Genomic DNA, 23,758 nt, shown 5'->3' with positions numbered 1-23,758 from the left:
GTTACGCAGTTGTGCCGTCGCGGCCTTGCTCGCGGTTGGCGAACGCAGCTACTTCGGACTCGGGATCGGCATCGGCAGGGCCGCCTGCCAGGCTGTTGTCGCCGAAGCTCGGCGCGGGCTGCTGGTCGGGCACGTCGATGTTCTCGGCCGTGCCGCTTCCTTGCGCCTTGATCGCGGCGGCGATCTTTCCGCCAGTGGTGTCGGCGATCCGCTCGGCTGCGGCTTCGCGCAGGCTCGCGGCTTTGGCCTTGGCAACATCGGCGGTTCCCTTCGCCAAGTTCGCGCCGGCGTCGGCGGCGATGCGGCCGGCCGTGCCGAGGGCCGATGCGGCCGATGCGAGCAAGCCGGGGCCGGTGCTGCCCGGTGCGGCCTGCTGCCCTTGCCCTGCCCCGCCGGCGGGCTTGGGTTCGTTCTTGGCGGCCTTGTCGGCACTGCTGCCGGTGCTGGCCGTCGAGCTGCTGCCCTGGCCGCCGGCGTCGGCTTTGCCGCCGCCCTTATCGCCGCCCTTCGAGCTGCCCGAGCTGCTGCCGGTCGAGGGGCTGCCGCCACCCGACGAAGAGCCACCGCCGGAGCTGCCGCTAAAGCCCGCAGCCTGAGCGAAGGGCGTGCTGCCGGTGCCGGCGTCGCCGCCGCCGCCCGCACCGCCGCCCGAGCTGCCGCCGCCCGAGAAGGCCGACATAACGTCCGTGCCTGCCGACACGTTCTCATTGGCCTTCGAGAAGGCGGCCATGACGGCAGAGGCACCACCGGCGGCCGAGGCTGCGCCGGCGGCCAGAGCGGCGCCGCCGGTCGCGGCCGCTGCTGCTGCCATGCCTGCGGCACCCAACGCAGCACCTGCACCGAACTGGCCGATGCCGGCACCGCCCACGCTCGCGCCGGTGATGATCCCGGCGATGAGCGGCGGAATCTTGTTGACCAACGCCAAGAGGATGATGACGACGATCAGCATCACGCCCATTTCCTTGAGGCTGATGCCGGCGCTCATGCGCGAGTAGTAGTCATCGAGGAAGGTCTTGCCGATGCCCACCAGGAGCACCATTGCGAAGAGCTGCGCGGCCACGCCCAGGACGACCTTGTAGTAGTTGATCGCCATGTCGGAAGTCCAGCGCGAACCACCGAAGCCGAGGAAGAACACGCCGCCGTAGGCGAGCACCCAGCCCGACGCGAGCAGCAGAAGCATATTCACACCGACCAGGGCCAGGATGACCAGGATCGCCACGGCCATGAGGATGCCGGCCATGCTGTCCACCGGCGACCACACCGAGGACTGATCCATCACCTTGTCGAAGATCGCAAAGCCCACGTCCACGATGCCCGAGGGCGACAGAGCATTGCCCAGGCCCGTCGCGTTGCCGGCGAGCTGCCGCAACGACGCATAGATGGACGAGGCGAAGTTAGGGCCGTTGGTTAGCGCCCACCAGAAGAAGCCGGTAAAGATCGTGAAGCGGACGAACTCCGCGAAGAACTCGCCAATGTCGGCCTTGCGCAAGGCCATCATGCCGAACGTCCAGACCATCGAGATCACAACCAGCGTCCAGAAGAGCCAGGTTGCGGCCGTGGTGATGACACCGGCCCAGCCGCTCGCGGCGGCCTGGTAGCGATCCAGCACGCTATCGAACACGCCGGCGTTGTCGATGGCCGCGTGGGCATCGACCGCGAAGAACGCCAGCCAGACGAACAGCGGCAGGGCGAGGGTTTTTAGATTGGCTGGCATTCTCATCGTCAGCACCTCACCATTCGCGTTTCGGGCTGGGCTTGAAATCCCCACCACGACGCAAGCACAGCGACGAAAAAGCCTGCTGGACGCCCTTGTCCTCGATCTTGGCGATGTTCTCGGGCTTGCAGTTCTCGTCGTTCACTTCCGGCATGGGGGCCGTGGCCGGCTTGTTGTCGCAGCCGGCGACCAAGGCCGCCACGAGGGCGGCCGAGGCCAAGGACAGAGCCTTGATTGCTTTCATGAATCCCCCTTACCAGGTGCGCGCCGGGCTGGCCCGGTAGCTGCCCTGGCGCAGTTGTGCGGCCGCTGCCGCCTGCTGGGCTTCCTTGTCGGCGTCGGCCTGCATCTTGGTTGCCATCGCGTTCTGCTGCGCGATCAGCAGGCCACGAATCTGCAAGAGCTGGTTGGCCTGCTGGCTGGCGAGCTGGTTGGCGTAGCCGATGGCCTGCATTTGGCCCTGCGCGCCCTGCGCTGCCGATTGAAGACGCTGCAACGTCGCTGCATCGGCCGTGAGATTCGTTTGCTGCCTATCGAGGCCCTTGAACAAGGCATCGTTGGCCTTCTTCTGCGACTCGCTCGCGAGCTGGGCCACATTCCGAAGTGCTGCGCGTTCCGCGTCGGAGCACCCTGCCGCCGTAAAGCACGGCGAGTTCTTGTAGTAGTTCACGTCCTGGAACTTGCCGATGTAGCTGTCCAGGCTGCCGAGTTGGGTCTTGTAGTAATCCAGCGTGTTGACCGCGTTCATCAACCCGTTGATGGTCGATTGCGCCTGATCCCAGATATACGCGGCCGGGGCCATCGTGTTCTGGAGTTGGTTTTGATACTGCTGGAGCTGGGTGCTGTACTGCTCAATTTGCTTGAGCGTCTGGGCCACCGATTCGATGGCCGTCATGATGTTCTGCGACAGGTTGGTGCCGTCGATGACGGGGATGCCAGCCTGCACAGGTGTGACCGCCAGCGTGCTCGAAACAGCAATGACGAGGGCCAATTTAGCGGCTAAAAACTTCGGCTTCATGGTGCTTTTCTCCTATGGCGTTAGTAATCGAAGGAACGGTACGGCTTGGAAAACGTCATGTCCTTCGTGACCACGACGTTGAAGCGATACCCCGGCCGAATTTCCAGCGTCGGCGAAATGCTCAGGTTCTTGGCGATGAGTTGCGCCGTAACCTGGCCGAGCTGCTGGCCGAGGGCTTCGCTTAGGGCACTGCTGGCGCTCGGTGCGCCATAGGTGTTTGTGGCCTGGTTCTGGCGTTGGCTGTAGGTGATGCCTGCTGTCACGCCGGACATGAGGAAGGCCGAGCCGAACAGGCGCACATAGTGGTTGTTCACCTGGTCGTGGAAGCCCGCGTATCCCGCGCTGTCCGCGCCTGGCATCGCGCCAATGTCCATCGCCTTGCCATCGGGGAACACGATGCGTTGCCACGCAACCAGCACGCGCGCTTGGCCGTAGGCCACGTCGCTCGAATACGAGCCGACGAGGCGCGATCCCTGCGGGATCAACAGGTGCTTGCCGGTCGGTGTGTCGTACACGTCCTGCGCGACCTGGGCCATGATTTGGCCCGGCAGATCGGAGTTGATGCCCGAAATGAGCGTGGCCGGCACGACGAAGCCCGCGCGCAGCTCGAACGGTGTGCGCGGCGCTTCCGGCTGCGAATCCAGCTTCCAGCGGTCGCCCTGCCCACCTTGGCCGAACTGCGCCATGCTGTTGCGCCCGCCGCCGCTGGTCGAGGTTTGCAGGAGCTGCGGCGCACCGCCCGCGCCCATGCCGCCGGCGGCCGGAGCCGCGCCGCCACCACCGACGCCCATGCCGCGAATCTGCGCCAGGCGTGCTTGATAGGCGGCGGTCGGATCGTTGCTGCGCTGCGCGTCGATTTGCTGCTGCACCGCTGCGATGCGGTTCAGCATTTCATCGCGCGTCTGCGGCGTGCCGGTGTAGGTGCTCGGGCCACCCGGCGCGGAGCCGTTGCTACGCGGGGCATCCACGCGCACGGTGGTCTTGGCCTTCACGGCTTCGCCGAACATCTGCATCTTCGCCATGCGGATGCGCTGGGCCTCGTCGTCGTTCACCGGCTGGCCCGGGTTGCCGGGGTTGGCCGGCGGGGCCGGCGGCGCGTCCGGGTTGGACGGCCGCGCGATCTCCAGCGGAGCCGACGCCGGGCCGGTCGGCATGTCGGGCACCTTGAGCGGGCTTGCCGGCTCGATCAAGCCGCCGGTCTTGTCGCCTGCGATCTCCTTGGCGAACATCGACGTGTTGCCGGCCTTCTCCTTGGGGCCGTCCGCCGGCGCGTTCTGCTTGGCCGCGCGATCCGCCGCGACCAGGGCCATGACCAGCACGAACGACAGCAGGACGCCGCCGAGGATGTACATGGGCATGTTGTTGACGCGACGGACGCCCGCCTTCTTGGACACTTCGCCAGGCGAAGCGTCAGGTGCCATCTGATCGGCGTTTTCTGTCATGGCGTCACTCCTTGCGCACCCAGTACCCGGCCGGCGCGAACGTGCCGTTTTGCGCCAGGTAAGGGCGGGTGATGGATTGATTGCCGACCATCAAGGTCAGGCGGTACAGGTTCGAGTCGCCAGCCTGGTCGAGCACGTAGCGCAACGGCAGGCCGCCCGACGCGGCCGTGGTGGCCGGTGCGCTCGCCTGCGATGCCGCCGAGGCCGGGGCCTGCGTGGAAGCGCCGGCCGGGGCGTACTCCAGGAGGGCATAGCCCTTGTCGCGCAGCGACTTGACGAGCGCCTGGCCGAACGGATCGGGCGTCGGCTGTTGCAGCTCCAGGCGCGTGCGCGCCGGCGCGTACAGCGTGGCGAGCTGCTGCACCGCGTCGGTGGCGAGCTTCTGCTGATCGAGCGCGGCCGACTGGACGAAGTTGCCGTACTGGCTGGTGGTTGCGCAGCCGCCGAGGCCCAGGGCGAGGGCGAGCAGCGCGAGAGAGACGATCTTGCGCATGGTCACTTCCTCCGGCTGATGGTCACGCGGTCTTGGCTACTGCCAACACCGGCAATCAGGATCGCGCGGTCAAACACCGTGTCCACGATGTAGCGATTGCCCTGCACGCGGTAATTGACCAGCACCGTTTCGTCGTCGGTGAACAAGCCGCCCTCTTTGCGCACGACCAGGAGCGTCGGCGCTTCGGTCTGCTGCATCGTGCCGGGCATTTCGATGATGGTCTTGCGGCCATCGTTGTAGACGCGCACAGGCTTCCAGCTCGCCGACCCGGACAGCTCATAGTCGAACGAGAGATCGCCCAGGTACTCGCCCGTCGCCGGCAGGGTGTTGTCGGTGCGTTCCTGCTTCTCGCGGCGCTGGATCGCGTCCCACTTGGCTTGCGCTTCCTCGGGGTACGTGAACGAGACTTGCGGCATGTACTCGGTGCGATGCGAGCGCAGGCGGAAGTGGTAGCTGCGGCGGTTCGTGGTCACAACCAGGCTGGTTTCGAGGCCCACGTCCATCGGCTTGATGATGAGGTGCTGAACCTCGGTCGCGCCGCTGCCGGTGATGGCCGGTTCCACCGTCCACCTGGCCGTGTCGCCCAGGTTGATCGAGTTCACTTGTTCGCCGGGCTGCAAGGCCACGTCGCACACCTGGAGCACCGCGCAAACGATGCTCGGCTGCTGCGCGCCGTACACGAACTTGATGGCACCGCCCGAGCCGGCCACCGGCTTGATGCCGGTCGCCGACCCCGCTTCCCACCGTTTGGCGATGGCGAGCGCCGCGCGCTCTTGAGCGGTCAGCGTCGGGTTGGTCTTGTTGAAATACTTGTCGGCAATGTCGTCGCCAGGGGCGGCCAGAGCCAGGGAGGGCACCGCCACAGCAGCGCCCACGATCAAAGCGGAGAGGGTTTTCTTCATGGTGGATGACCTCGAATTCATTGGATGCGGGACCAGGAGTAATCACGCACGTAGATGCTCAACGGGTTGTTCCGCAGTTGCTCATCGGTGGTGTTGGGCGTGACCTCGGCGATGTAGGTAGTCACGAGCGCGCGCCAGGTGACGGGCTGACCTTTCAGCGTGCCTTGGCGGTCGCGCGTGGTTTCCACCCACTCGACTTGCCAGGTGTCGGGCGTTTGCGGGATGACGGTCTTGATCTCGACGCTGACCATTTCCTTCTCGGCGCGCTTGAACGGGCTGGAATCGGGCGTGCCGTTCAACCACTCGTTCATCTTTGGCGTCGCCGGATCGTTGGGGGCGAGCATCGAGTACGCCTTGAACACGCACTTGCGCTGCAAGGCCACGTCAGGCGACACCATGCGCGCGCAGCTCATCCAGTCCGCAACGGCGGCGTGGATGACACGCGGATCGGCCTTCCCTGCGGCCTGCACCGGGCCGGCGGCCACCGTCTGGCCCAGCTTGTCCACCTCGACCACGTAGGGGATGAACTTCGACTGGCTGCCGATGTGGATCACGCCACCCACGCCGGCCAGCGCGATCAACAGCGACAGGATGCCTATCACCTGCCAGGTTTGGCGCTGCGAGACGACGCTGCCCACGTGATCGTTCCAGGTGCGGCGCGCGGCCAGGTAGGGGTTCTCGGCCTCGCCCGCACGGCGGCCGCCGGCGAGCGGTTCCTTCGAGCGGCGCGGATCGCGCGGCTCGGCGGAGTTGGCGGGCTTCTTGAAGATCAAGCCCTTGAGGGTGTCGGCGATGCTCATGCGGCCTCCAGGTAGTCGTTGAGATTCAGCCCACGGCCGGCCAGCCACTCATGCACCCATTCGTGGCCGAACTTGGCTTCGAGGCTCTTGATGGTGGCGACCGATTCCTTGTCGGACGCACCGACGAAGGCCAGGGCCATCGGCCCCAGGGCAAGGTCATAGAGACGGCGGCCGTTCTCCGAGACGTAGTAGTACTGACGCTTCGGAATGGCAGTCGCCAGGATTTCGATCTGACGCGCGTTGAGGCCCATACGGCGATAGAGCGCCGATGTGTCCTCATCCCTGGCGTAGACGTTAGGCAGGAAAATCTTGGTCGCGGTCGATTCCACGATCACGTCCAAGATGCCCGAGTTGGCCGCGTCGGAGAGGCTTTGCGTCGCCATCAGCACAAGGCAGTTGGCCTTGCGCAGCACCTTGAGCCATTCCCTGATCTTGGCGCGGAACGCGGGGTGGCCCAGCATCAACCAGGCTTCGTCCAGGATGATGACGGAGGGCTGGCCTTTCAGTGCGCGCTCGATGCGGCGGAACAGGTAGAGCAGCACCGGCAGCGCGAACTTCTCGCCCAGGTTCATCAGCTCTTCGATCTCGAACACCGTGAAGTCGGACAGCGACAGGCCGTCCTCTTCGGCGTCGAGCAGGTGGCCCATCGAGCCGTCCACCGTGTACTGCTTGATGGCCTCGCGGATCGCCTCGTCCTGAATCGTCACCGAGAACTCGGAGAGCGTGCGCGCGCCGCTGGCGTGCATGCTCATGATCGCGTTGCCGATCTCGTTGCGCTGCGCCGGCGTGGTGTTGACGCCGTTCAACGCCAGGATGGTGTCGATCCACTCCATCGCCCAGGCCCTATCCCCCTTCGTTTCGAGGAACTGGAGCGGGCAGAACGCCAGGCGGTCATCGTCGGCGGCCACCGTGAAATGCAGGCCGCTCTTGCCCTTCGTGGCCGCGCGGATGCCGGCCGCGAGTGGGTACATCGACATGCCCTTGTCGAAGGCGTAGATCGACATGCCGGCGTAGCGACGGAGCTGCGCGGCGATGATGCCCAGGTGCGTCGATTTGCCTGCGCCGGTCGGGCCGAACATGAAGGTGTGGCCCAGGTCGCGCACGTGCAGGTTCAGGCGGAACGGCGTAGCGCCCACCGTCACGCAGTGCATGAGCGCCGGCGACAGCGGCGGGTACATCGGGCACGGAGCCGTGGCGCTGCCCGTCCAGATCGAGCTTGTCGGCAGCAGGTCGGCCAGGTTCATCGTGTTGATGAGCGGCCGGCGCACGTTCTCGACGCCGTGGCCGGGCAAGCTGCCCAGGTACGCATCGAGCGTGTTGATCGTCTCGATACGGGCCGCGAAGGCCAGGCGGTTGACGGCCTTCTCGACCAGGAGCGCGGAGGCCGCCAGGCGCTCCCGATCCTCGTCCATCAGCACGACTACGCTGGTGTAGTAGCCGGCCGCCACCAAGCCGCTGTTGACCTCGGCGATGGCCGCCTCGGCGTCGCCGACCATCGCGGCCGCGTCCTGGTTGATCGAGCCGGTATTCGTGTTGAACACCTGATCGAAGAAGCCGCGAATCTTCTGCTTCCACTTCTTGCGGAACTTGTCCAGGTGCTTCAAGGACTCGTGCTGATCCATGAAGATGAAGCGGCTCGACCAGCGGTATTCGCTGGGCAGCTCGGCCAGGGCCGAGAGCACCCCAGGCGTTGACTCCAAGGGGAAGCCTTCGATGGCGACCACCTGGATGAACTTGCGCCCGATCTTGGGCACGACGCCGCCCCACAGCTCTTGCCCGCCGATTACCGCATCGAGGTACATCGGATTGCTGGGCAGCATGACCGGGTGATGGAGGCCCGTCACGCAGAACTGCAACCAGCTCAGGAAGTCATCGTGCGTGACTTCCCTGCCCTCTTCCGACACGACTTTTTGGCCGCGCAGGCGCGTCATCTTGACCGCCGAGGACAGGCGCGATTCCAGGCTGGTGATCTCGCGCTTGAACTGCGCAATCAGGCCCGTAGTGCGCGCCGTATGGTCGGGAGCCACCGCATCGTCATCGAACATGAGTTCGACAAACTTGCGCTGGGCCAGCACTGGCGGGAACCACGTGACGGTCAGGACAAAGTAGCCCTCGAACATCGCGCCCAGGCCCTCGAACAAGCGCCGGCGTTCCTCGTCAATGGCGAAGGAAACGGAGTCGGGGAACGATGACACGCCCCGCTCCGAGTAGTTCGGCGCAGGCCGACGCACAGCATCGACATGCACCATCCAGCCGTTCCCCAGGCCCGCCAGGGCCTGGTTGATGCGGAACGACACCATTTCCCGCTGTTCCTCGGTGCTGCTGGCGTTGTCATCACCCTTGTACAGCCAGGCGGCCATAAAGGAGCCGTTCTTGCCCACGATCACGCCGTCATCGACCACGGCGGCGTAATTGAGCAGATCGGCCAGGCCGGCATCCTTGGCGCGATGCTTCTTGAGCTTCAGCTCGGCATCGACAGCCCGGATGCGGGCAAAGAGGATGAGCAACAGAACCGCACCGAGCACAGCAATGGCAATTGCGATTGCTTCGATCATTTGTATTGCTTCCCTTGACTCGGCGTGTTGTCACGGAAGGGCGTGCTGCGAGCCGGGTAGTACGGCTTGTACCGGCGGTGCCGCAGGTACACGTGTCGCAGCTTCGGATCGGCCTTCGCCATGAGGCGCAGCGCGAAGAGCGCGCCGAACCACAAGGCGATGCCGAACACCGTTGCCCTCACTTCTTGGGCGCTGAAAATCAGCGCGCCGGCCAGCAGGCCCGAGAACATCACCAGCTCACGATCCCCGCCCATGAACAGGTTTTCTCGGTTGCCGGCCCTACGGATGGGGATCGCGCGCAGAGCCATGACTTACCCCGCGATGTGGCCGCGCTCGGCCCAGCGCATGACGGCTTCGCCGGGGAAGCCGGCCACGTCCAGCGCGGCGACCTTGACCTGGTGCAGCGCGCCATCGGTCAGGGCGGCGATTTCCGCGCCACGGCCGAAGAACGTGCTCATCATGTTCTGCGCGCCGACCAGCAGGGCCATGACCAGGACGATGAAGATCAACGTGCGGAAGAAGCCGTTGAGTTCGCCGCCGAAGATCAGGATGCCGCCGGCGACCACGATGCCGATGATCGACAGCGCGAAGGCCACCGGGCCGGTGACGGAGTTGCGGAGGTTGGTCAGCCAGCTCTCATACGGCAGAGAGCCGCCGGTGCCCTCGGAGGCGAATGCGTGCTGGGGGGCCAGCAGGAAGAACGCCAGGAGGGCGAAGAGGCCCATGTAGAACAGGGCGTTGCGGTTGAGGCGGAATGCCGGGAAGGTTGCTTGCATTGGTCGTAACTCCTAGTCAGAGGGTTTTGGTGATGTACTGGCCGTTGGCGAACCCGGAAACCTCCAAGATTTCCTGGATGCGCCGCGAGCCTTCGACGCGGGCGATATGAACAACCACGTGAACCGCCTCGCCGATAAGCGGTTCAATGGGTTTCGGGGAATCGGGGTGCATGCTGATGAGCATGGCGAGCCGATCCAATCCAGCTTTGGCGTTGTTTGCGTGCAGGGTTGCAGCACCTCCTTCGTGCCCGGTGTTCCAGGCCATCAACAGATCAAGGGCTTCGGGGCCGCGCACCTCGCCGACCAGGATTCGGTCGGGGCGCATGCGGAGGGTGGTTTTCAGCAGCGCCGTCATGTTCACGTCGATGCTGGTGTGGTACTGGACGTAGTTCTCGGCGGCGCACTGGATTTCGCCGGTGTCCTCGATGATGAAAACCCGCTCGGTCGGGTCTTGAATCACCATCTCGTTGATGATCGCGTTCACCAGCGTGGTCTTGCCCGAGCCGGTGCCGCCGATCACAAGGATGTTCCGGTGCGCGCGCACCGCTGCAATCAATGCCTCGCGCTGCGGCGCGGTCATGATTCCGCGTTCGACGTACTGATCGAGCGTGAAGATGGCGACGGCCTTCTTCCGAATGGCGAAGGTGGGTGCGGGCACAACCGGCGGGAGCTGGCCGGCGAAGCGACTGCCATCAAGGGGCAGCTCGCCTTCCAGGATCGGCTTGGAGCGCGTGACTTCCTTGCCGTGGTAGCCCGCGATGGTTTCGATGATGGCTTGCGCCTGCGCGACGCGCAGCGTGCCGATGCACTTCATCGGCTCGCCCAGGCGTTCGAGCCAGAGCTTGCCGTCCGCGTTGAGCATGATTTCAACGGTCTTGGGATCGTTGAGGGCGGCCAGCAGCTCCGGCCCCATGTCGCGTTCGAGCTTCTTCTTCGCCCGTTCCTTGATGCTGTTGTGTTCTGGTTTCTGGTCGGTCATTCCGTATGCCCTGTATGCCGTTGCGTTTCGCGCATTCTACACAGGTTCATACGATATACCGAACTAATTTCGACCGCAACACCGAAGCGCACAAGGGTGACTTCGGCCGCGACGTTGCATCGCGGATTGCAGGGGCGAAAGAGGCGACAACGCGGCGCATGCTCCGTGCGCCCTCGCGCCGAACCCGTGGCGTTTGCGTTATGGGTTGTCCGGGGGTTGAGCCACCCCGGCGGGCTTTAGCGGCTAAAACTTGGCTGGCTCTTGTGGCTCAGTTCCGCGCCGCTTCCCTTCCCTTCTCACATCCTGGCGTCAACTCCCTCTAAGTTTCTTCCTTGTCGCTTCGCCCCACTTCTTGACGATGAACGCCTGGTGTTCTGGCAGCACGGCCGCCACGCGCTCGAAGCCTGGCGGCAGGCTTCGGGGTGCCTTGCCGCCGGCCAGGGTGTCAAGGGCTTCTTTGTCCAGGTCGGTCGATTCAAGCAGGAGCGGCAGGGGAGTTTCAAGGGCCTGCGCAATGTCCTCCATCACCTTTAGGGAGGGGTTGGCTTTGCCAGTAGTGAGATCGGACAGGAAGGAGATCGAAACCCCCGACCTGTCCGATAGCTCCTTTTTCGTCATGTGCCGCTCATCGAGCAGCCGGAGCACGTTCGTGAAGAAGATGTAGTTGTACAAGGCCCGTATGCCTTCTCGGTGCGGGCGGCAGAAAATTTTAGCCGCTAAAGTTCTTGACCACGGACGCAGGTTTAGCTAAACTGACGACTCCATTAGCGAAAGGAGCATGACGAATGAGCCACAACCTGTTCCAGTTTATCGGTAATCTTACCCGCGATACCGACGTTCGCCATAGCGAAAACAGCGCCCGCGCCGTTTTCGACCTGGCTGTCAATCGCGTGTGGCGCAACGCAGCCGGTGCGAAGCAGGAGCAGACGGACTTCTTCCGCATCAAGTCGTTCGGCGGCCTGGCCGAGAACGCGGGCAAGTACCTGGGCAAAGGCTCCAAGGTGTTCGTCCAGGGCCGCATCGAGCCGACGAAGTACGAGAAGGACGGCAAGACCGAATACGGCTTCGATTTCATCGCCGAGGAAATCGAATACCTGGACACCAAAGCGCCAGGCGGCGGCCAGTAAGGCCAGGCCCGGCCACGGCCGGGCAGTATGCTAGGAGGGAGATTAGATGCAGAACGAGTTCAACGAGCAGGAATACAGGCGCAAGCTCATCGAGGGCGGGCTTAGCGAAGCCGACGCCACCGACCTTGCCGCCCGTACCGCCGCCGCTCGCAGGGACTCGGGCAGCGCCGGCGGGGCCTTCCGCCCCGCCGGTTCCCTCTTCGAGCTGCCGGCCACGGCCGGCGACAACGAGGCGGCTTTGCCGCCGAAGCTACCGACGCCGGCAAGTGCCGCCGTCGAGCGATCCGAGCGCATGGCGCAGGAATCGGCCGAGCTTGCGCGCACGATGGGCCTGCCGCCCGAACCGCGCACCGCCGTGAACAAGATGGCCGAGCAGATCGGCGCGCTGGCCCAGGACAAACGGAGTAGTGCGATGGCGACCAAGAAGCGAACGGCCGGCGGTGAGCTGGCCGAGAAGGTCAGCGAGGCCAAGCAGACGGCCTTGCTCAAGCACACGAAGCAGCAGATCAAGGACATGCAGCTCTCGCTGTTCGACCTGGCTCCCTGGCCGGATCACATGCGGGCACTGCCCAACGACTTCGGGCGGTCGGCGATCTTCACCGTCCGCAACAAGAAGGTGCCGCGCGCCGCGCTGCAAGGCCAGTCGATCTACCACGTCAACAAAGACGTGGAGATCACCTACACCGGGATCGAGCTGCGCGCCGACGACGACGAGCTGGTATTCGCCCAGGTGCTGGAGTACGCGAAGCGCACCGCGCTCGGAGAGCCGGTTTCCTTCACGTTCTACGAGCTTTGCCAGGACTTGGACTGGTCAATCAACGGTCGGTACTACACAAGGGCCGAGGAATGCCTGACGCGGCTCCAGGCGTCGGCCATGCAGTTCTCATCCCAACGCATCGGCCGGCTCGAATCGGTGTCGCTGATCCGGCGCTTCCGCGTCCTGGATCGCGGCAAGCGCACGTCGCGCTGCCAGGTCGAGATCGACGCCGAAATCGTGGTGCTGTTCGCCGGCGACCACTACACGAAATTCGTGTGGGAGAAGTACCGCAAGCTGTCGCCCACCGCGCGGCGCATGTTCGACTACTTCGCCACCCACAAGGAGCCGTACCCGCTCAAGCTGGAGACGTTCCGGCTGATGTGCGGCTCGGATTCCACCCGGCCGAAGAAGTGGCGCGAGCAGGTAGGCGAAGCGTGCGACGAGCTGCGCGAAAACGGCCTGGTCGAAAGTGCGTGGGTGAACGACGACCTGGTGCATTGCAAGCGGTGATCGCCCCCCTGCCCTCCCCTGGAGCCGCCCGAGATCGAGGCGGCTTTTTTTCTCGAGCATCGCCACTTCCGGCGAGGCAGGGGTCGTCTCAGAAAACGGAAAATAAAGCACGCTAAGGCATAGCCGAACCTGCCAAGCTTGCTCCACCCTGTAGTGACGCGATCAGCGGGCAGGAAACGTTCCCCCTTCGCGCATGGCAGGCGCACACCAACTCAGACAGCACGGCCTCCATGCGCGCCAGGTCAGCCATTTTCTCGCGCACGTCCTTGAGCTTGTGCTCGGCCAGACTGCTGGCTTCCTCGCAATGGGTGCCATCCTCCAGCCGCAGCAGCTCGGCGATCTCATCCAGGCTGAAGCCCAGCCGCTGGGCTGATTTCACGAAGCGCACCCGCGTTACATCCGCCTCGCCATAGCGGCGGATGCTGCCATAGGGCTTGTCAGGCTCCAGCAACAAGCCCTTGCGCTGATAGAAACGGATGGTCTCCACATTGACCCCGGCCGCCTTGGCGAAAACGCCAATGGTCAGGTTCTCCAAATTGTTTTCCATATCGCTTGACTCCGTACATGAGTACGGAAGTAAGGTTACGCTATCCAATTTCAATTCGAAAGGACAAGCGCATGTCTGAACCAAAAACCGGGCGCGGCGCGCTCTTCACTGGAGGGCTTGCCGCCATCCTCGCCTCGGCTTGCTGCCTCGGGCCGTTGGTTCTGATCGCCTTGGGGTTCAGCGGCGCTTGGATCGGCAACTTGGCGGTGTTGGAACCCTATCGCCCCATCTTTATCGGCGTGGCGCTGGTGGCGTTGTTCTTCGCCTGGCGGCGCATCTACCGGCAGGCAGCGGCCTGCAAACCGGGTGAGGTCTGCGCGATTCCCCAAGTGCGAGCTACTTACAAGCTCATTTTCTGGATCGTGGCCGCGCTGGTTCTGGTCGCGCTCGGATTTCCCTACGTCATGCCATTTTTCTACTGATCGGAGTTCACCATGAAGAAACTGTTTGCCTCCCTCGCCCTCGCCGCCGTTGTTGCCCCCGTCTGGGCCGCCACCCAGACCGTCACGCTGTCCGTACCGGGCATGACCTGCTCCGCCTGCCCGATCACTGTCAAGAAGGCGATTTCCAAGGTCGAAGGCGTCAGCAAAGTTGACGTGACTTTCGAGACACGCCAAGCGGTCGTCACCTTCGACGATGCCAAGACCAGCGTGCAGAAGCTGACCAAGGCAACCGCAGACGCGGGCTATCCGTCCAGCGTCAAGCAGTGAGTCACTGAAAACGGCACCGCAGCACAACGGACGTCATTGTCTGGCGCCACAAACGATAAAGGATCTGTTGCATGACCCATCTAAAAATCACCGGCATGACTTGCGACTCGTGCGCGGCGCACGTCAAGGAAGCGCTGGAAAAAGTGCCAGGCGTGCAGTCGGCGCTGGTGTCCTATCCGAAGGGCACAGCGCAACTCGCCATCGTGCCGGGCACATCGCCGGACGCGCTGACTGCCGCCGTGGCCGGACTGGGCTACAAGGCAACGCTAGCCGATGCGCCACTGGCGGACAACCGCGTCGGACTGCTCGACAAGGTGCGGGGATGGATGGCCGCCGCCGAAAAGCACAGTGGCAACGAGCCCCCGGTGCAGGTAGCGGTCATTGGCAGCGGTGGAGCCGCGATGGCGGCGGCGCTGAAAGCCGTCGAGCAAGGCGCGCAGGTCACGCTGATCGAGCGCGGCACCATCGGCGGCACCTGCGTCAATGTCGGCTGTGTGCCGTCCAAGATCATGATCCGCGCCGCCCACATCGCCCATCTGCGCCGGGAAAGCCCGTTCGATGGCGGTATTGCGGCAACTGTGCCTACGATTGACCGCAGTAAGCTGCTGGCCCAGCAGCAGGCCCGCGTCGACGAACTGCGGCACGCCAAGTACGAAGGCATCCTGGGCGGTAATCCGGCCATCACCGTTGTGCACGGTGAGGCGCGCTTCAAGGACGACCAGAGCCTTACCGTCCGTTTGAACGAGGGTGGCGAGCGCGTCGTGATGTTCGACCGCTGCCTGGTCGCCACGGGTGCCAGCCCGGCGGTCCCGCCGATTCCGGGCTTGAAAGAGTCACCCTACTGGACTTCCACCGAGGCCCTGGCGAGCGACACCATTCCCGAACGCCTTGCCGTAATCGGCTCGTCGGTGGTGGCGCTGGAGCTGGCGCAAGCCTTTGCCCGGCTGGGCAGCAAGGTCACGGTCCTGGCGCGCAATACCTTGTTCTTCCGTGAAGACCCGGCCATCGGCGAGGCGGTGACAGCCGCTTTCCGTGCCGAGGGCATCGAGGTGCTGGAGCACACGCAAGCCAGCCAGGTCGCCCATATGGACGGTGAATTCGTGCTGACCACCACGCACGGTGAATTGCGCGCCGACAAACTGCTGGTTGCCACCGGTCGGACACCGAACACGCGCAGCCTCGCGCTGGACGCAGCGGGGGTCACTGTCAATGCGCAAGGTGCCATCGCCATCGACCAAGGCATGCGCACGAGCAACCCGAACATCTACGCGGCCGGCGACTGCACCGACCAGCCGCAGTTCGTCTATGTGGCGGCAGCGGCCGGCACCCGTGCCGCGATCAACATGACCGGCGGCGATGCGGCGCTCGACCTGACCGCAATGCCGGCCGTGGTGTTCACCGATCCGCAAGTGGCGACCGTGGGCTACAGCGAGGCGGAAGCCCACCACGACGGGATCGAGACCGACAGCCGCACCTTGACCTTGGACAACGTGCCGCGTGCGCTCGCCAACTTCGACACACGCGGCTTCATCAAGTTGGTTATCGAGGAAGGCAGCCATCGGCTGATCGGCGTACAGGCGGTCGCGCCGGAAGCGGGTGAACTGATCCAGACGGCGGCTCTGGCCATTCGCAACCGCATGACGGTGCAGGAACTGGCCGACCAGTTGTTCCCCTACCTGACGATGGTCGAGGGGTTGAAGCTCGCGGCGCAGACCTTCAACAAGGATGTGAAGCAGCTTTCCTGCTGCGCCGGGTGAGAAAAAGGAGGTGTTCAATGAACGCCTACACGGTGTCCCGGCTGGCTCTTGATGCCGGGGTGAGCGTGCATATCGTGCGCGACTACCTGCTGCGCGGATTGCTGCGCCCGGTGGCGTGCACACCAGGCGGCTACGGCTTGTTCGATGACGCCGCCTTGCAACGGCTGTGCTTCGTGCGGGCGGCCTTCGAGGCGGGCATCGGCCTCGACGCGCTGGCGCGGCTGTGCCGGGCGCTGGATGCGGCGGACGGCGACGAAGCGGCCGCGCAGCTTGCCCTGCTGCGTCAGTTCGTCGAGCGTCGGCGCGAAGCGTTGGCCGATCTGGAAGTGCAGTTGGCCACCCTGCCGACCGAGCCGGCACAGCACGCGGAGAGTCTGCCATGAACAACCCCGAGCGCTTGCCGTCCGAGACGCACAAACCGATCACCGGCTACCTGTGGGGCGGACTGGCTGTGCTGACTTGCCCCTGCCACCTGCCCATCCTCGCTGTCGTGCTGGCCGGCACAACCGCCGGTGCTTTCCTCGGCGAGCATTGGGTCATCGCGGCGCTCGGTTTGACCGGCCTGTTCCTTCTGTCCCTGTCGCGGGCGTTGCGGGCATTCAGGGAAAGAGAATGAGCGCTTTCCGGCCGGATGGATGGACGACGCCGGAACTGGCCCAAGCGGTCGAGCGCGGGCAGCTTGAACTGCACTACCAGCCCGTCGTCGATCTGCGCAGTGGTGGGATTGTCGGCGCGGAAGCCCTGTTGCGCTGGCGTCATCCGACGCTTGGACTATTGCCACCGGGCCAGTTCCTGCCCGTGGTCGAATCGTCCGGCCTGATGCCTGAAATCGGCGCTTGGGTGCTGGGCGAAGCCTGCCGCCAGATGCGTGACTGGCGAATGCTGGCATGGCGACCGTTCCGGCTGGCCGTCAATGTTTCGGCGAGCCAAGTGGGACCGGACTTCGACGGGTGGGTAAAGGGCGTGCTGGCTGATGCCGAGTTGCCCGCCGAGTATCTCGAAATCGAGCTGACCGAATCGGTCGCGTTTGGTGATCCGGCGATCTTCCCCGCCCTGGACGCCTTGCGGCAGATCGGTGTGCGCTTCGCCGCCGATGACTTCGGGACGGGGTATTCCTGTCTGCAACATCTGAAGTGCTGCCCAATCAGCACGCTCAAGATCGACCAATCGTTTGTCGCCGGGCTCGCCAACGACCGCCGCGACCAAACCATCGTGCACACCGTGATTCAGCTTGCGCACGGGCTGGGCATGGATGTGGTGGCTGAAGGCGTGGAAACATCGGCGAGTCTTGATCTATTGCGACAAGCGGACTGCGACACAGGACAAGGCTTCCTGTTCGCGAAGCCAATGCCGGCGGCGGCATTCGCCGTCTTCGTCAGTCAATGGAGGGGTGCCACCATGAATGCAAGTGACTCGACCACCACCAGTTGCTGCGTGTGCTGCAAGGAAATCCCGCTCGATGCCGCCTTCACCCCGGAAGGCGCGGAATACGTCGAGCACTTCTGCGGGTTGGAGTGTTATCAACGCTTCGAAGCGCGTGCCAAGACAGGGAACGAAACCGATGCCGATCCGAACGCCTGCGACTCGCTACCGTCAGATTGAGGCATACCCTAACTTGGCGTCAGACCATCCGGCGCTAAATCGTCAGAATAGAGTTGCCTTCCGAATTGATTGACATGCGCCGTCAAGGGTCATAGATTTCTTCCTGACACATTTCCCTCAGGAGGATACCTTGCACGGTCAGCGCATCGGTTACGTCCGCGTCAGCAGCTTCGACCAGAACCCAGAACGGCAGCTCGAACAGATCCAGGTGGATAAAGTGTTCACCGACAAGGCGTCGGGCAAGGACACACGGCGGCCCGAACTGGAACGGCTGCTCGCCTTCGTGCGCGAAGGCGACACGGTCGTGGTGCACAGCATGGATCGTCTGGCGCGCAACCTCGACGACCTGCGCCGCCTGGTGCAGGGCCTCACCCAGCGCGGCGTACGCATCGAGTTCCTTAAGGAGCATTTGACCTTCACCGGCGAGGACTCGCCGATGGCGAACCTGATGCTGTCGGTAATGGGCGCGTTCGCCGAGTTCGAACGCGCCTTGATCCGCGAGCGGCAGCGCGAGGGCATCGCGCTCGCCAAGCAGCGCGGGGCCTACCGTGGCAGGAAGAAATCCCTGTCGTCTGAGCGTATTGCCGAACTGCGCCAACGTGTCGAGGCTGGCGAGCAAAAGACCAAGCTGGCTCGTGAATTCGGAATCAGTCGCGAAACCCTGTATCAATACTTGAGAACGGATCAGTAAATATGCCACGTCGTTCAATCCTGTCCGCCGCCGAGCGCGAAAGCCTGCTGGCGTTGCCGGACACCAAGGATGAGTTGATCCGTCACTACACGTTCAGCGAAACCGACCTCTCCATCATCCGGCAGCGGCGCGGCCCGGCCAACCGGCTGGGCTTCGCCGTGCAGCTCTGTTACCTGCGCTTTCCTGGTGTCATCCTGGGCGTCGATGAGCCGCCGTTTCCGCCCTTGTTGAAACTGGTCGCCGACCAGCTCAAGGTCAGCGTCGAAAGCTGGGACGAATACGGGCAGCGGGAGCAGACCCGGCGCGAGCACCTGGTCGAACTGCAAACGGTGTTCGGCTTCCAGCCCTTTACCATGGGCCACTACCGGCAGGCCGTCCAGTTGCTGACCGAGATGGCCTTGCAGACCGACAAGGGCATCGTGCTGGCCAGCACCTTGATCGAGCACCTGCGGCAGCAGTCGGTCATTCTGCCTGCCCTCAACGCCGTCGAGCGGGCGAGCGCCGAAGCAATCACCCGCGCCAACCGGCGCATCTACGATGCCTTGGCCGAACCGCTGTCGGACGCGCATCGCCGCCGCCTCGACGATCTGCTCAAGCGTCGGGACAACGGCAAAACGACCTGGCTGGCCTGGCTGCGCCAATCGCCCGTCAAACCGAATTCGCGGCACATGCTGGAACACATCGAACGCCTCAAAGCGTGGCAGGCGCTCGACCTGCCTTCTGGCATCGAGCGGTCGGTGCACCAGAACCGCCTGCTCAAGATCGCCCGTGAGGGTGGCCAGATGACGCCCGCCGACCTGGCCAAGTTCGAGGCGCAGCGACGCTATGCCACCCTGGTGGCGCTTGCCATCGAGGGCATGGCCACCGTCACCGACGAAATCATCGACCTGCACGACCGCATCCTGGGCAAGCTGTTCAACGCCGCCAAGAACAAGCATCAGCAGCAATTCCAGGCGTCCGGCAAGGCGATCAACGCCAAGGTGCGGTTGTTCGGCCGCATCGGCCAGGCGCTGATCGAGGCCAAGCAGGCGGGCCGCGATCCGTTCGCCGCCATCGAGGCCGTCATGTCCTGGGATGCCTTCGCCGAGAGCGTCACCGAAGCGCAGAAGCTTGCGCAGCCCGAGGACTTCGATTTCCTGCACCGCATCGGCGAAAGCTACGCCACGCTGCGCCGCTACGCGCCGGAATTCCTTGCCGTGCTCAAGCTGCGGGCCGCTCCCGCCGCGAAGGACGTGCTCGACGCCATCGAGGTGCTGCGCGGCATGAACAGCGACAACGCCCGCAAGGTGCCCGCCGACGCGCCGACCGAGTTCATCAAGCCGCGCTGGCAGAAGCTGGTCATGACCGACACCGGCATCGACCGGCGCTACTACGAACTGTGCGCGCTGTCGGAGATGAAGAACGCGTTGCGTTCCGGCGACATCTGGGTGCAGGGGTCGCGCCAGTTCAAGGACTTCGAGGACTACCTGGTGCCGCCCGCGAAATTCGCCAGCCTCAAGCAGGCCAGCGAATTGCCGCTGGCCGTGGCCACCGACTGCAACCGGTACCTGAACGACCGGCTGACGCTGCTGGAAACACAGCTTGCCACCGTCAACCGTATGGCGACGGCCAACGAGCTGCCGGACGCCATCATCACCGAGTCAGGCTTGAAGATCACGCCGCTCGACGCGGCGGTACCCGACACCGCCCAAGCGCTGATCGACCAGACGGCAATGATCCTGCCGCACGTCAAGATCACCGAACTGCTGCTGGAGGTGGACGAATGGACGGGCTTCACTCGGCATTTCGCGCATCTGAAATCGGGCGACCCGGCCAAAGACAAGAACCTGTTGCTGACCACGATCCTCGCCGACGCGATCAACCTGGGCCTGACCAAGATGGCGGAGTCTTGCCCCGGCACGACCTACGCCAAGCTGGCTTGGCTGCAAGCCTGGCACATCCGCGACGAAACCTACGGGGCGGCGCTGGCCGATCTGGTCAACGCACAGTTCCGCCATCCCTTCGCCGAGCACTGGGGCGACGGCACCACCTCATCGTCGGACGGCCAGAACTTCCGCACCGGCAGCAAGGCCGAGAGCACCGGCCACATCAACCCGAAATACGGGAGCAGCCCAGGGCGGACGTTCTACACCCACATTTCTGACCAGTACGCGCCATTTCACACCAAGGTCGTGAACGTCGGCGTGCGCGATTCGACCTACGTGCTCGACGGCCTGCTGTACCACGAGTCCGACTTGCGGATCGAGGAGCATTACACCGACACGGCGGGCTTCACCGATCACGTCTTCGCCCTGATGCACCTCCTGGGCTTCCGCTTCGCGCCGCGCATCCGCGACCTGGGCGACACCAAGCTCTACATCCCGAAGGGCGACGCCGCCTATGACGCGCTGAAACCCATGATCGGCGGCACGCTCAACATCAAGCACGTCCGCGCCCATTGGGACGAAATCCTGCGGCTGGCCACCTCGATCAAGCAGGGCACGGTGACGGCCTCCCTGATGCTCCGAAAGCTCGGCAGCTACCCACGCCAGAACGGCCTGGCCGTGGCGCTCCGCGAGCTGGGCCGCATCGAGCGCACGCTGTTCATCCTGGACTGGCTGCAAAGCGTGGAACTGCGCCGCCGCGTGCATGCCGGCCTGAACAAGGGCGAGGCGCGCAATGCGCTGGCCAGGGCAGTGTTTTTCAACCGCCTGGGTGAAATCCGCGACCGCAGTTTCGAGCAGCAGCGCTACCGGGGGGTCTCCTCGTTTTCAGTGCAATAAGTGACGGTACGCAAAGCTAGCACTGGCGCGGGGGTGGTCTGGGTAGACCGTTGATTTCATTGACTTTCCTGTTCGCTTTGTAAACGGGTATGGTGGCCTCCCACTTTTGAGGTTCACGATGCAGGGTTGGCACACAACGTTTTTGGGGATGCGTGGGCTCCCCCGCGATATCAGCGACTTCGAGATGAAGGCATTTTTCACCTTCGATGGTGCCGAGCGCGACGCAATCAATGCACGCCGAGGTGATTCCCACAAGCTTGGTCTGGCGCTCCATATTGGTTTCCTGCGCATGAGTGGGCGTTTGCTCGGTGCCTTTCGGGTAATTCCAGTAGCCTTGTGGCGCCACCTTGGCAACGAGCTTGGCATTGCAGCACCAGAAGTCGCCTCGCTGAGAGCCATGTATGAACGCGGGCGCACGCTATTCGATCACCAACAAGTAGCCTGCACGGTCCTTGGATTCCAGTGGATGAGCGAGCACCAGCGCCGCTCACTGGTACGTGAACTGCGCGACGAAGTGGCGCGCTGCGCCGACCGCGATCAGCTACTCGTGCGGGCGCGTCAATGGCTGTACAAGAACAAGCTGGTGATCGTGCACGAGCGGGCAATTCGGACACTGATTGCGGCGGCACTTGCCCAGCTTGAAGTTGAAACAGGCACCGCCATCGCCGCCAGCGTTGATCCAGCAACACTTGATCGCTGGCGAGCCTCAGTTTCAGAGCTGCGCCCAGATGGACAAACCCAGCAGAGTTGGCTATGGGCTGCACCGGCGAAACACTCAACCCGCCAAATCAGCGAGGTACTGGAGCGCATCGACCTGCTTTACACGCTGGACGTTCATAAGCACCTGGCAGACATCCCCGATCTCATCTTGCGCCGCTACGCGCGCCGACTTGTCTCCAGGCCGCCCTCAGCCGGAGCCAAGATCAAAGAGCCAGCGCGCACCGTGGAGGTCGCATGCTTTCTTCGGTATTGCCTGTTCACCACCACAGACCAGTTGATCCTTATGGTGCAGCGCCGGATCGCCGATCTGTGGCGTCAGGCTGCCGCCGATGTCCCCGCTACCGTCAATTGGGCCGCAATGTACAAAACGCTGCTCGGCGAACTTGTTGCCTTGAGCGCGCAAGGTGCGGTGCCAGATGCTGAGTTGCGTGCCCGTCTTGAAGCCTTGATCACCGAAACCCAGAAACGCAAACCACCGAGCAGGGCCTCCCTGGTCCGCGAGGGATTGATTGATGGAATTCGCCCCGTGCGGTCGTTGCTCGTCGCCATTGCAAAGCTGCCCTGGCAGGCCACCGGCGAGCATCCTGCCATCGAGTACCTTGCCAAGCTGCAAGCTTTATATCTCAAAGGATCCAGAAAGCTGCCAGTTGAAGTGGTGGCACCAAGTCTGGGAATGATCTGGCAGGTTTCGATCTCCAGCCCAGACCGGGAACGGGCGTTTCAGGCGTTGGAGGTGGCCACCCTGTTTGCCCTGCGCCGCGCGGTGCGCAATGGCTCGGTCTGGATTGAGCACAGCCTGAGCTTTCGGGGTCGTGCGCGCTTGTTCTTCACGGACGAGCGTTGGCAGGCAGAGTCCAAGAAACACTATGCCCGTCTATCGTTACCCAGCAAGGCTGCCACTTTCTTGAAGCCTTTGCTGGCCAGAGTAACTGCCGGTGTCGATGCGGTGGCCGCTGCAGCCCGCAGTGGCGTACTGCGCGTGGATGATGAACTCCATTTGTCGCCATTGCCCGCAGAGGACGAAGACCCAGAAGTGACCAAGCTGCGCGCGGCTTTGGATCACCGCATCGGTGAGGTTCAATTGCCGGAAGTGATTCTGGCCGTTGACGCCCAGGTGCGCTTTAGCTGGATCATGCTCGGACGTGAGCCGCGCTCTACCGACGAGCTGCTGATGGTCTATGCCGGCATCATGGCCCACGGCACCAGTCTGACTGCGGTCGAATGCGCGCGCATGATTCCGCAATTGTCTGCCACCAGCATTCGCCAGGCCATGCGCTGGGCGCGGGACGAACGGCGTCTGAGCCAGGCCTGCCAGGCTGTGCTGGAATTCATGCAGCGACACCCGATTGCCGCCACCTGGGGGCGGTCCGATTTGGCATCTTCTGACATGATGAGCATGGAGACCACCAAACGGGTGTGGCAAGCCCGGCTTGATCCTCGGCGCAACACACCTTCCATTGGAATCTACTCCCATGTAAAAGACCGGTGGGGCATCTTCCATGCGCAGCCCTTTGTGCTCAATGAGCGCCAGGCGGGCGTGGCCATTGAAGGTGTCATCCGCCAAGAAAAGCTGGAGACCAGCCAGCTTGCTGTGGATACCCATGGCTACACCGACTTTGCCATGTCACATGCCCGTTTGCTTGGTTTTGATCTTTGCCCGCGGTTGAAGGAACTCAAACAGCGCCACCTCTTTGTGCCACGCGGCACCAAAGTGCCCGCAGAAATCGCTGCGGTGTGCGAAGCCAATGTCGACGTCGCTTTGATCGAAAAGCATTGGGATAGTCTGGTGCACCTGGCAGCCTCGGTCATGAGCGGACATGCCAGTGCGGTGGCAGCTCTTGCGCGGTTCGGTTCTGCCGCCCAGGGCGATCCAATCTATGAGGCTGGCGTGCAATT

The 23,758-nt window shown here is 63.8% G+C and carries 23 protein-coding genes and 1 pseudogene; 11 read left to right on the top strand and 13 right to left on the bottom strand.

What is annotated here, in order from left to right; all coding sequences use genetic code 11:
• Nucleotide 1: 1 nt before the first annotated feature.
• The 12 genes from trbL to QYE47_RS20850 form a co-directional block, all read right to left on the bottom strand.
• Nucleotides 2-1,720: a P-type conjugative transfer protein TrbL gene (trbL, locus tag QYE47_RS20905; RefSeq protein ID WP_011114051.1), complete on the bottom strand. Its 1,719-nt coding sequence runs from the start codon at nt 1,718-1,720 to the stop codon at nt 2-4.
• Nucleotides 1,721-1,730: 10 nt separating this feature from the next.
• Nucleotides 1,731-1,958, bottom strand: a complete 228-nt coding sequence (trbK, locus tag QYE47_RS20900) for an entry exclusion lipoprotein TrbK (protein ID WP_000644148.1) — start codon at nt 1,956-1,958, stop codon at nt 1,731-1,733.
• 9 nt (nt 1,959-1,967) lie between these two features.
• The gene (trbJ, locus tag QYE47_RS20895; protein ID WP_010890135.1) at nt 1,968-2,732 is read right to left on the bottom strand and encodes a P-type conjugative transfer protein TrbJ; all 765 of its coding nucleotides are present in this window, start codon (nt 2,730-2,732) and stop codon (nt 1,968-1,970) included.
• Nucleotides 2,733-2,752: 20 nt separating this feature from the next.
• The gene (locus tag QYE47_RS20890) at nt 2,753-4,174 is read right to left on the bottom strand and encodes a TrbI/VirB10 family protein (RefSeq protein WP_011114050.1); all 1,422 of its coding nucleotides are present in this window, start codon (nt 4,172-4,174) and stop codon (nt 2,753-2,755) included.
• Between the two features lie 4 nt (nt 4,175-4,178).
• On the bottom strand, nt 4,179-4,667 hold the full coding sequence (locus QYE47_RS20885; protein ID WP_006122479.1) for a conjugal transfer protein TrbH: 489 nt from the start codon (nt 4,665-4,667) through the stop codon (nt 4,179-4,181).
• Between the two features lie 2 nt (nt 4,668-4,669).
• Nucleotides 4,670-5,569 (bottom strand): P-type conjugative transfer protein TrbG, encoded by a 900-nt coding sequence (gene trbG / locus QYE47_RS20880; protein WP_006122480.1) that lies wholly within the window; start codon nt 5,567-5,569, stop codon nt 4,670-4,672.
• 17 nt (nt 5,570-5,586) lie between these two features.
• Complete coding sequence (locus tag QYE47_RS20875; RefSeq protein ID WP_011114048.1) at nt 5,587-6,369, bottom strand: conjugal transfer protein TrbF; 783 nt, start codon at nt 6,367-6,369, stop codon at nt 5,587-5,589.
• Nucleotides 6,366-8,924, bottom strand: a complete 2,559-nt coding sequence (locus tag QYE47_RS20870; protein WP_011114047.1) for a VirB4 family type IV secretion/conjugal transfer ATPase — start codon at nt 8,922-8,924, stop codon at nt 6,366-6,368. The genes QYE47_RS20875 and QYE47_RS20870 overlap by 4 nt, the downstream gene beginning before the upstream one ends.
• The gene (locus tag QYE47_RS20865; protein ID WP_001207961.1) at nt 8,921-9,232 is read right to left on the bottom strand and encodes a conjugal transfer protein TrbD; all 312 of its coding nucleotides are present in this window, start codon (nt 9,230-9,232) and stop codon (nt 8,921-8,923) included. Before QYE47_RS20865 ends, QYE47_RS20870 begins: the two co-directional genes overlap by 4 nt.
• Nucleotides 9,233-9,235: 3 nt before the next feature.
• On the bottom strand, nt 9,236-9,700 hold the full coding sequence (gene trbC, locus QYE47_RS20860) for a conjugal transfer system pilin TrbC (protein ID WP_011114046.1): 465 nt from the start codon (nt 9,698-9,700) through the stop codon (nt 9,236-9,238).
• A gap of 16 nt (nt 9,701-9,716) precedes the next feature.
• Complete coding sequence (gene trbB, locus QYE47_RS20855; RefSeq protein ID WP_000132020.1) at nt 9,717-10,679, bottom strand: P-type conjugative transfer ATPase TrbB; 963 nt, start codon at nt 10,677-10,679, stop codon at nt 9,717-9,719.
• 309 nt (nt 10,680-10,988) lie between these two features.
• On the bottom strand, nt 10,989-11,351 hold the full coding sequence (locus tag QYE47_RS20850; RefSeq protein ID WP_011114045.1) for a transcriptional regulator: 363 nt from the start codon (nt 11,349-11,351) through the stop codon (nt 10,989-10,991).
• Nucleotides 11,352-11,464: 113 nt separating this feature from the next.
• On the opposite strand from QYE47_RS20850, the gene QYE47_RS20845 reads away from it, so the two are divergent.
• Together QYE47_RS20845 and trfA are read left to right on the top strand one after the other, a co-directional pair.
• Complete coding sequence (locus tag QYE47_RS20845; protein WP_000019167.1) at nt 11,465-11,806, top strand: single-stranded DNA-binding protein; 342 nt, start codon at nt 11,465-11,467, stop codon at nt 11,804-11,806.
• A gap of 46 nt (nt 11,807-11,852) precedes the next feature.
• Nucleotides 11,853-13,073 carry a plasmid replication initiator TrfA gene (trfA, locus tag QYE47_RS20840; RefSeq protein WP_011114072.1) on the top strand — a complete coding sequence of 407 codons (1,221 nt, stop codon included), beginning with the start codon at nt 11,853-11,855 and terminating at the stop codon, nt 13,071-13,073.
• Nucleotides 13,074-13,185: 112 nt separating this feature from the next.
• On the opposite strand, the gene QYE47_RS20835 is transcribed toward trfA, so the two are convergent.
• Nucleotides 13,186-13,620, bottom strand: coding sequence for a mercury resistance transcriptional regulator MerR (locus QYE47_RS20835; protein ID WP_003131969.1), 435 nt, complete (start codon nt 13,618-13,620; stop codon nt 13,186-13,188).
• 71 nt (nt 13,621-13,691) lie between these two features.
• Here QYE47_RS20835 and merT point away from each other — a divergent pair, with 71 nt between their 5' ends.
• The 9 genes and pseudogenes from merT to QYE47_RS20790 form a co-directional block, all read left to right on the top strand.
• The gene (gene merT / locus QYE47_RS20830) at nt 13,692-14,042 is read left to right on the top strand and encodes a mercuric ion transporter MerT (protein WP_003131974.1); all 351 of its coding nucleotides are present in this window, start codon (nt 13,692-13,694) and stop codon (nt 14,040-14,042) included.
• Between the two features lie 12 nt (nt 14,043-14,054).
• Complete coding sequence (gene merP / locus QYE47_RS20825; protein WP_003131987.1) at nt 14,055-14,330, top strand: mercury resistance system periplasmic binding protein MerP; 276 nt, start codon at nt 14,055-14,057, stop codon at nt 14,328-14,330.
• 71 nt (nt 14,331-14,401) lie between these two features.
• The gene (gene merA, locus QYE47_RS20820; RefSeq protein ID WP_003158917.1) at nt 14,402-16,087 is read left to right on the top strand and encodes a mercury(II) reductase; all 1,686 of its coding nucleotides are present in this window, start codon (nt 14,402-14,404) and stop codon (nt 16,085-16,087) included.
• A 17-nt stretch (nt 16,088-16,104) separates the two neighbouring features.
• The gene (gene merD, locus QYE47_RS20815) at nt 16,105-16,470 is read left to right on the top strand and encodes a mercury resistance co-regulator MerD (protein ID WP_000995360.1); all 366 of its coding nucleotides are present in this window, start codon (nt 16,105-16,107) and stop codon (nt 16,468-16,470) included.
• On the top strand, nt 16,467-16,703 hold the full coding sequence (gene merE, locus QYE47_RS20810) for a broad-spectrum mercury transporter MerE (protein ID WP_003132004.1): 237 nt from the start codon (nt 16,467-16,469) through the stop codon (nt 16,701-16,703). Before merD ends, merE begins: the two co-directional genes overlap by 4 nt.
• Complete coding sequence (locus QYE47_RS20805; protein ID WP_003132006.1) at nt 16,700-17,689, top strand: DUF3330 domain-containing protein; 990 nt, start codon at nt 16,700-16,702, stop codon at nt 17,687-17,689. The genes merE and QYE47_RS20805 overlap by 4 nt, the downstream gene beginning before the upstream one ends.
• A gap of 130 nt (nt 17,690-17,819) precedes the next feature.
• Nucleotides 17,820-18,380 carry a recombinase family protein gene (locus tag QYE47_RS20800; RefSeq protein WP_003124096.1) on the top strand — a complete coding sequence of 187 codons (561 nt, stop codon included), beginning with the start codon at nt 17,820-17,822 and terminating at the stop codon, nt 18,378-18,380.
• A gap of 2 nt (nt 18,381-18,382) precedes the next feature.
• Nucleotides 18,383-21,115: pseudogene (locus QYE47_RS20795) on the top strand (Tn3 family transposase); the annotation flags it as partial.
• Between the two features lie 145 nt (nt 21,116-21,260).
• The coding region (locus tag QYE47_RS20790) for a Tn3-like element IS1071 family transposase (protein WP_301159114.1) at nt 21,261-23,758 on the top strand (2,498 nt) is incomplete at its 3' end.

It is taken from the genome of Pseudomonas sp. 2,4-D (assembly GCF_030418155.1).
Lineage (GTDB): Bacteria > Pseudomonadota > Gammaproteobacteria > Pseudomonadales > Pseudomonadaceae > Aquipseudomonas > Aquipseudomonas alloputida.
The sequence above is the reverse complement of the archived record's forward strand: the minus strand, read 5'-3'. Positions and strand labels throughout refer to the sequence as shown.

Excerpts from the sequence above, each read along its gene's own strand:
- trbL (WP_011114051.1), bottom strand. The coding sequence starts at position 1,720 with ATGAGAATGCCAGCCAATCTAAAAACCCTCGCCCTGCCGCTGTTCGTC.
- trbK (WP_000644148.1), bottom strand. The coding sequence starts at position 1,958 with ATGAAAGCAATCAAGGCTCTGTCCTTGGCCTCGGCCGCCCTCGTGGCG.
- trbJ (WP_010890135.1), bottom strand. The coding sequence starts at position 2,732 with ATGAAGCCGAAGTTTTTAGCCGCTAAATTGGCCCTCGTCATTGCTGTT.
- QYE47_RS20890 (WP_011114050.1), bottom strand. The coding sequence starts at position 4,174 with ATGACAGAAAACGCCGATCAGATGGCACCTGACGCTTCGCCTGGCGAA.
- QYE47_RS20885 (WP_006122479.1), bottom strand. The coding sequence starts at position 4,667 with ATGCGCAAGATCGTCTCTCTCGCGCTGCTCGCCCTCGCCCTGGGCCTC.
- trbG (WP_006122480.1), bottom strand. The coding sequence starts at position 5,569 with ATGAAGAAAACCCTCTCCGCTTTGATCGTGGGCGCTGCTGTGGCGGTG.
- QYE47_RS20875 (WP_011114048.1), bottom strand. The coding sequence starts at position 6,369 with ATGAGCATCGCCGACACCCTCAAGGGCTTGATCTTCAAGAAGCCCGCC.
- QYE47_RS20870 (WP_011114047.1), bottom strand. The coding sequence starts at position 8,924 with ATGATCGAAGCAATCGCAATTGCCATTGCTGTGCTCGGTGCGGTTCTG.
- QYE47_RS20865 (WP_001207961.1), bottom strand. The coding sequence starts at position 9,232 with ATGGCTCTGCGCGCGATCCCCATCCGTAGGGCCGGCAACCGAGAAAAC.
- trbC (WP_011114046.1), bottom strand. The coding sequence starts at position 9,700 with ATGCAAGCAACCTTCCCGGCATTCCGCCTCAACCGCAACGCCCTGTTC.
- trbB (WP_000132020.1), bottom strand. The coding sequence starts at position 10,679 with ATGACCGACCAGAAACCAGAACACAACAGCATCAAGGAACGGGCGAAG.
- QYE47_RS20845 (WP_000019167.1), top strand. The coding sequence starts at position 11,465 with ATGAGCCACAACCTGTTCCAGTTTATCGGTAATCTTACCCGCGATACC.
- trfA (WP_011114072.1), top strand. The coding sequence starts at position 11,853 with ATGCAGAACGAGTTCAACGAGCAGGAATACAGGCGCAAGCTCATCGAG.
- QYE47_RS20835 (WP_003131969.1), bottom strand. The coding sequence starts at position 13,620 with ATGGAAAACAATTTGGAGAACCTGACCATTGGCGTTTTCGCCAAGGCG.
- merT (WP_003131974.1), top strand. The coding sequence starts at position 13,692 with ATGTCTGAACCAAAAACCGGGCGCGGCGCGCTCTTCACTGGAGGGCTT.
- merP (WP_003131987.1), top strand. The coding sequence starts at position 14,055 with ATGAAGAAACTGTTTGCCTCCCTCGCCCTCGCCGCCGTTGTTGCCCCC.
- merA (WP_003158917.1), top strand. The coding sequence starts at position 14,402 with ATGACCCATCTAAAAATCACCGGCATGACTTGCGACTCGTGCGCGGCG.
- merD (WP_000995360.1), top strand. The coding sequence starts at position 16,105 with ATGAACGCCTACACGGTGTCCCGGCTGGCTCTTGATGCCGGGGTGAGC.
- merE (WP_003132004.1), top strand. The coding sequence starts at position 16,467 with ATGAACAACCCCGAGCGCTTGCCGTCCGAGACGCACAAACCGATCACC.
- QYE47_RS20805 (WP_003132006.1), top strand. The coding sequence starts at position 16,700 with ATGAGCGCTTTCCGGCCGGATGGATGGACGACGCCGGAACTGGCCCAA.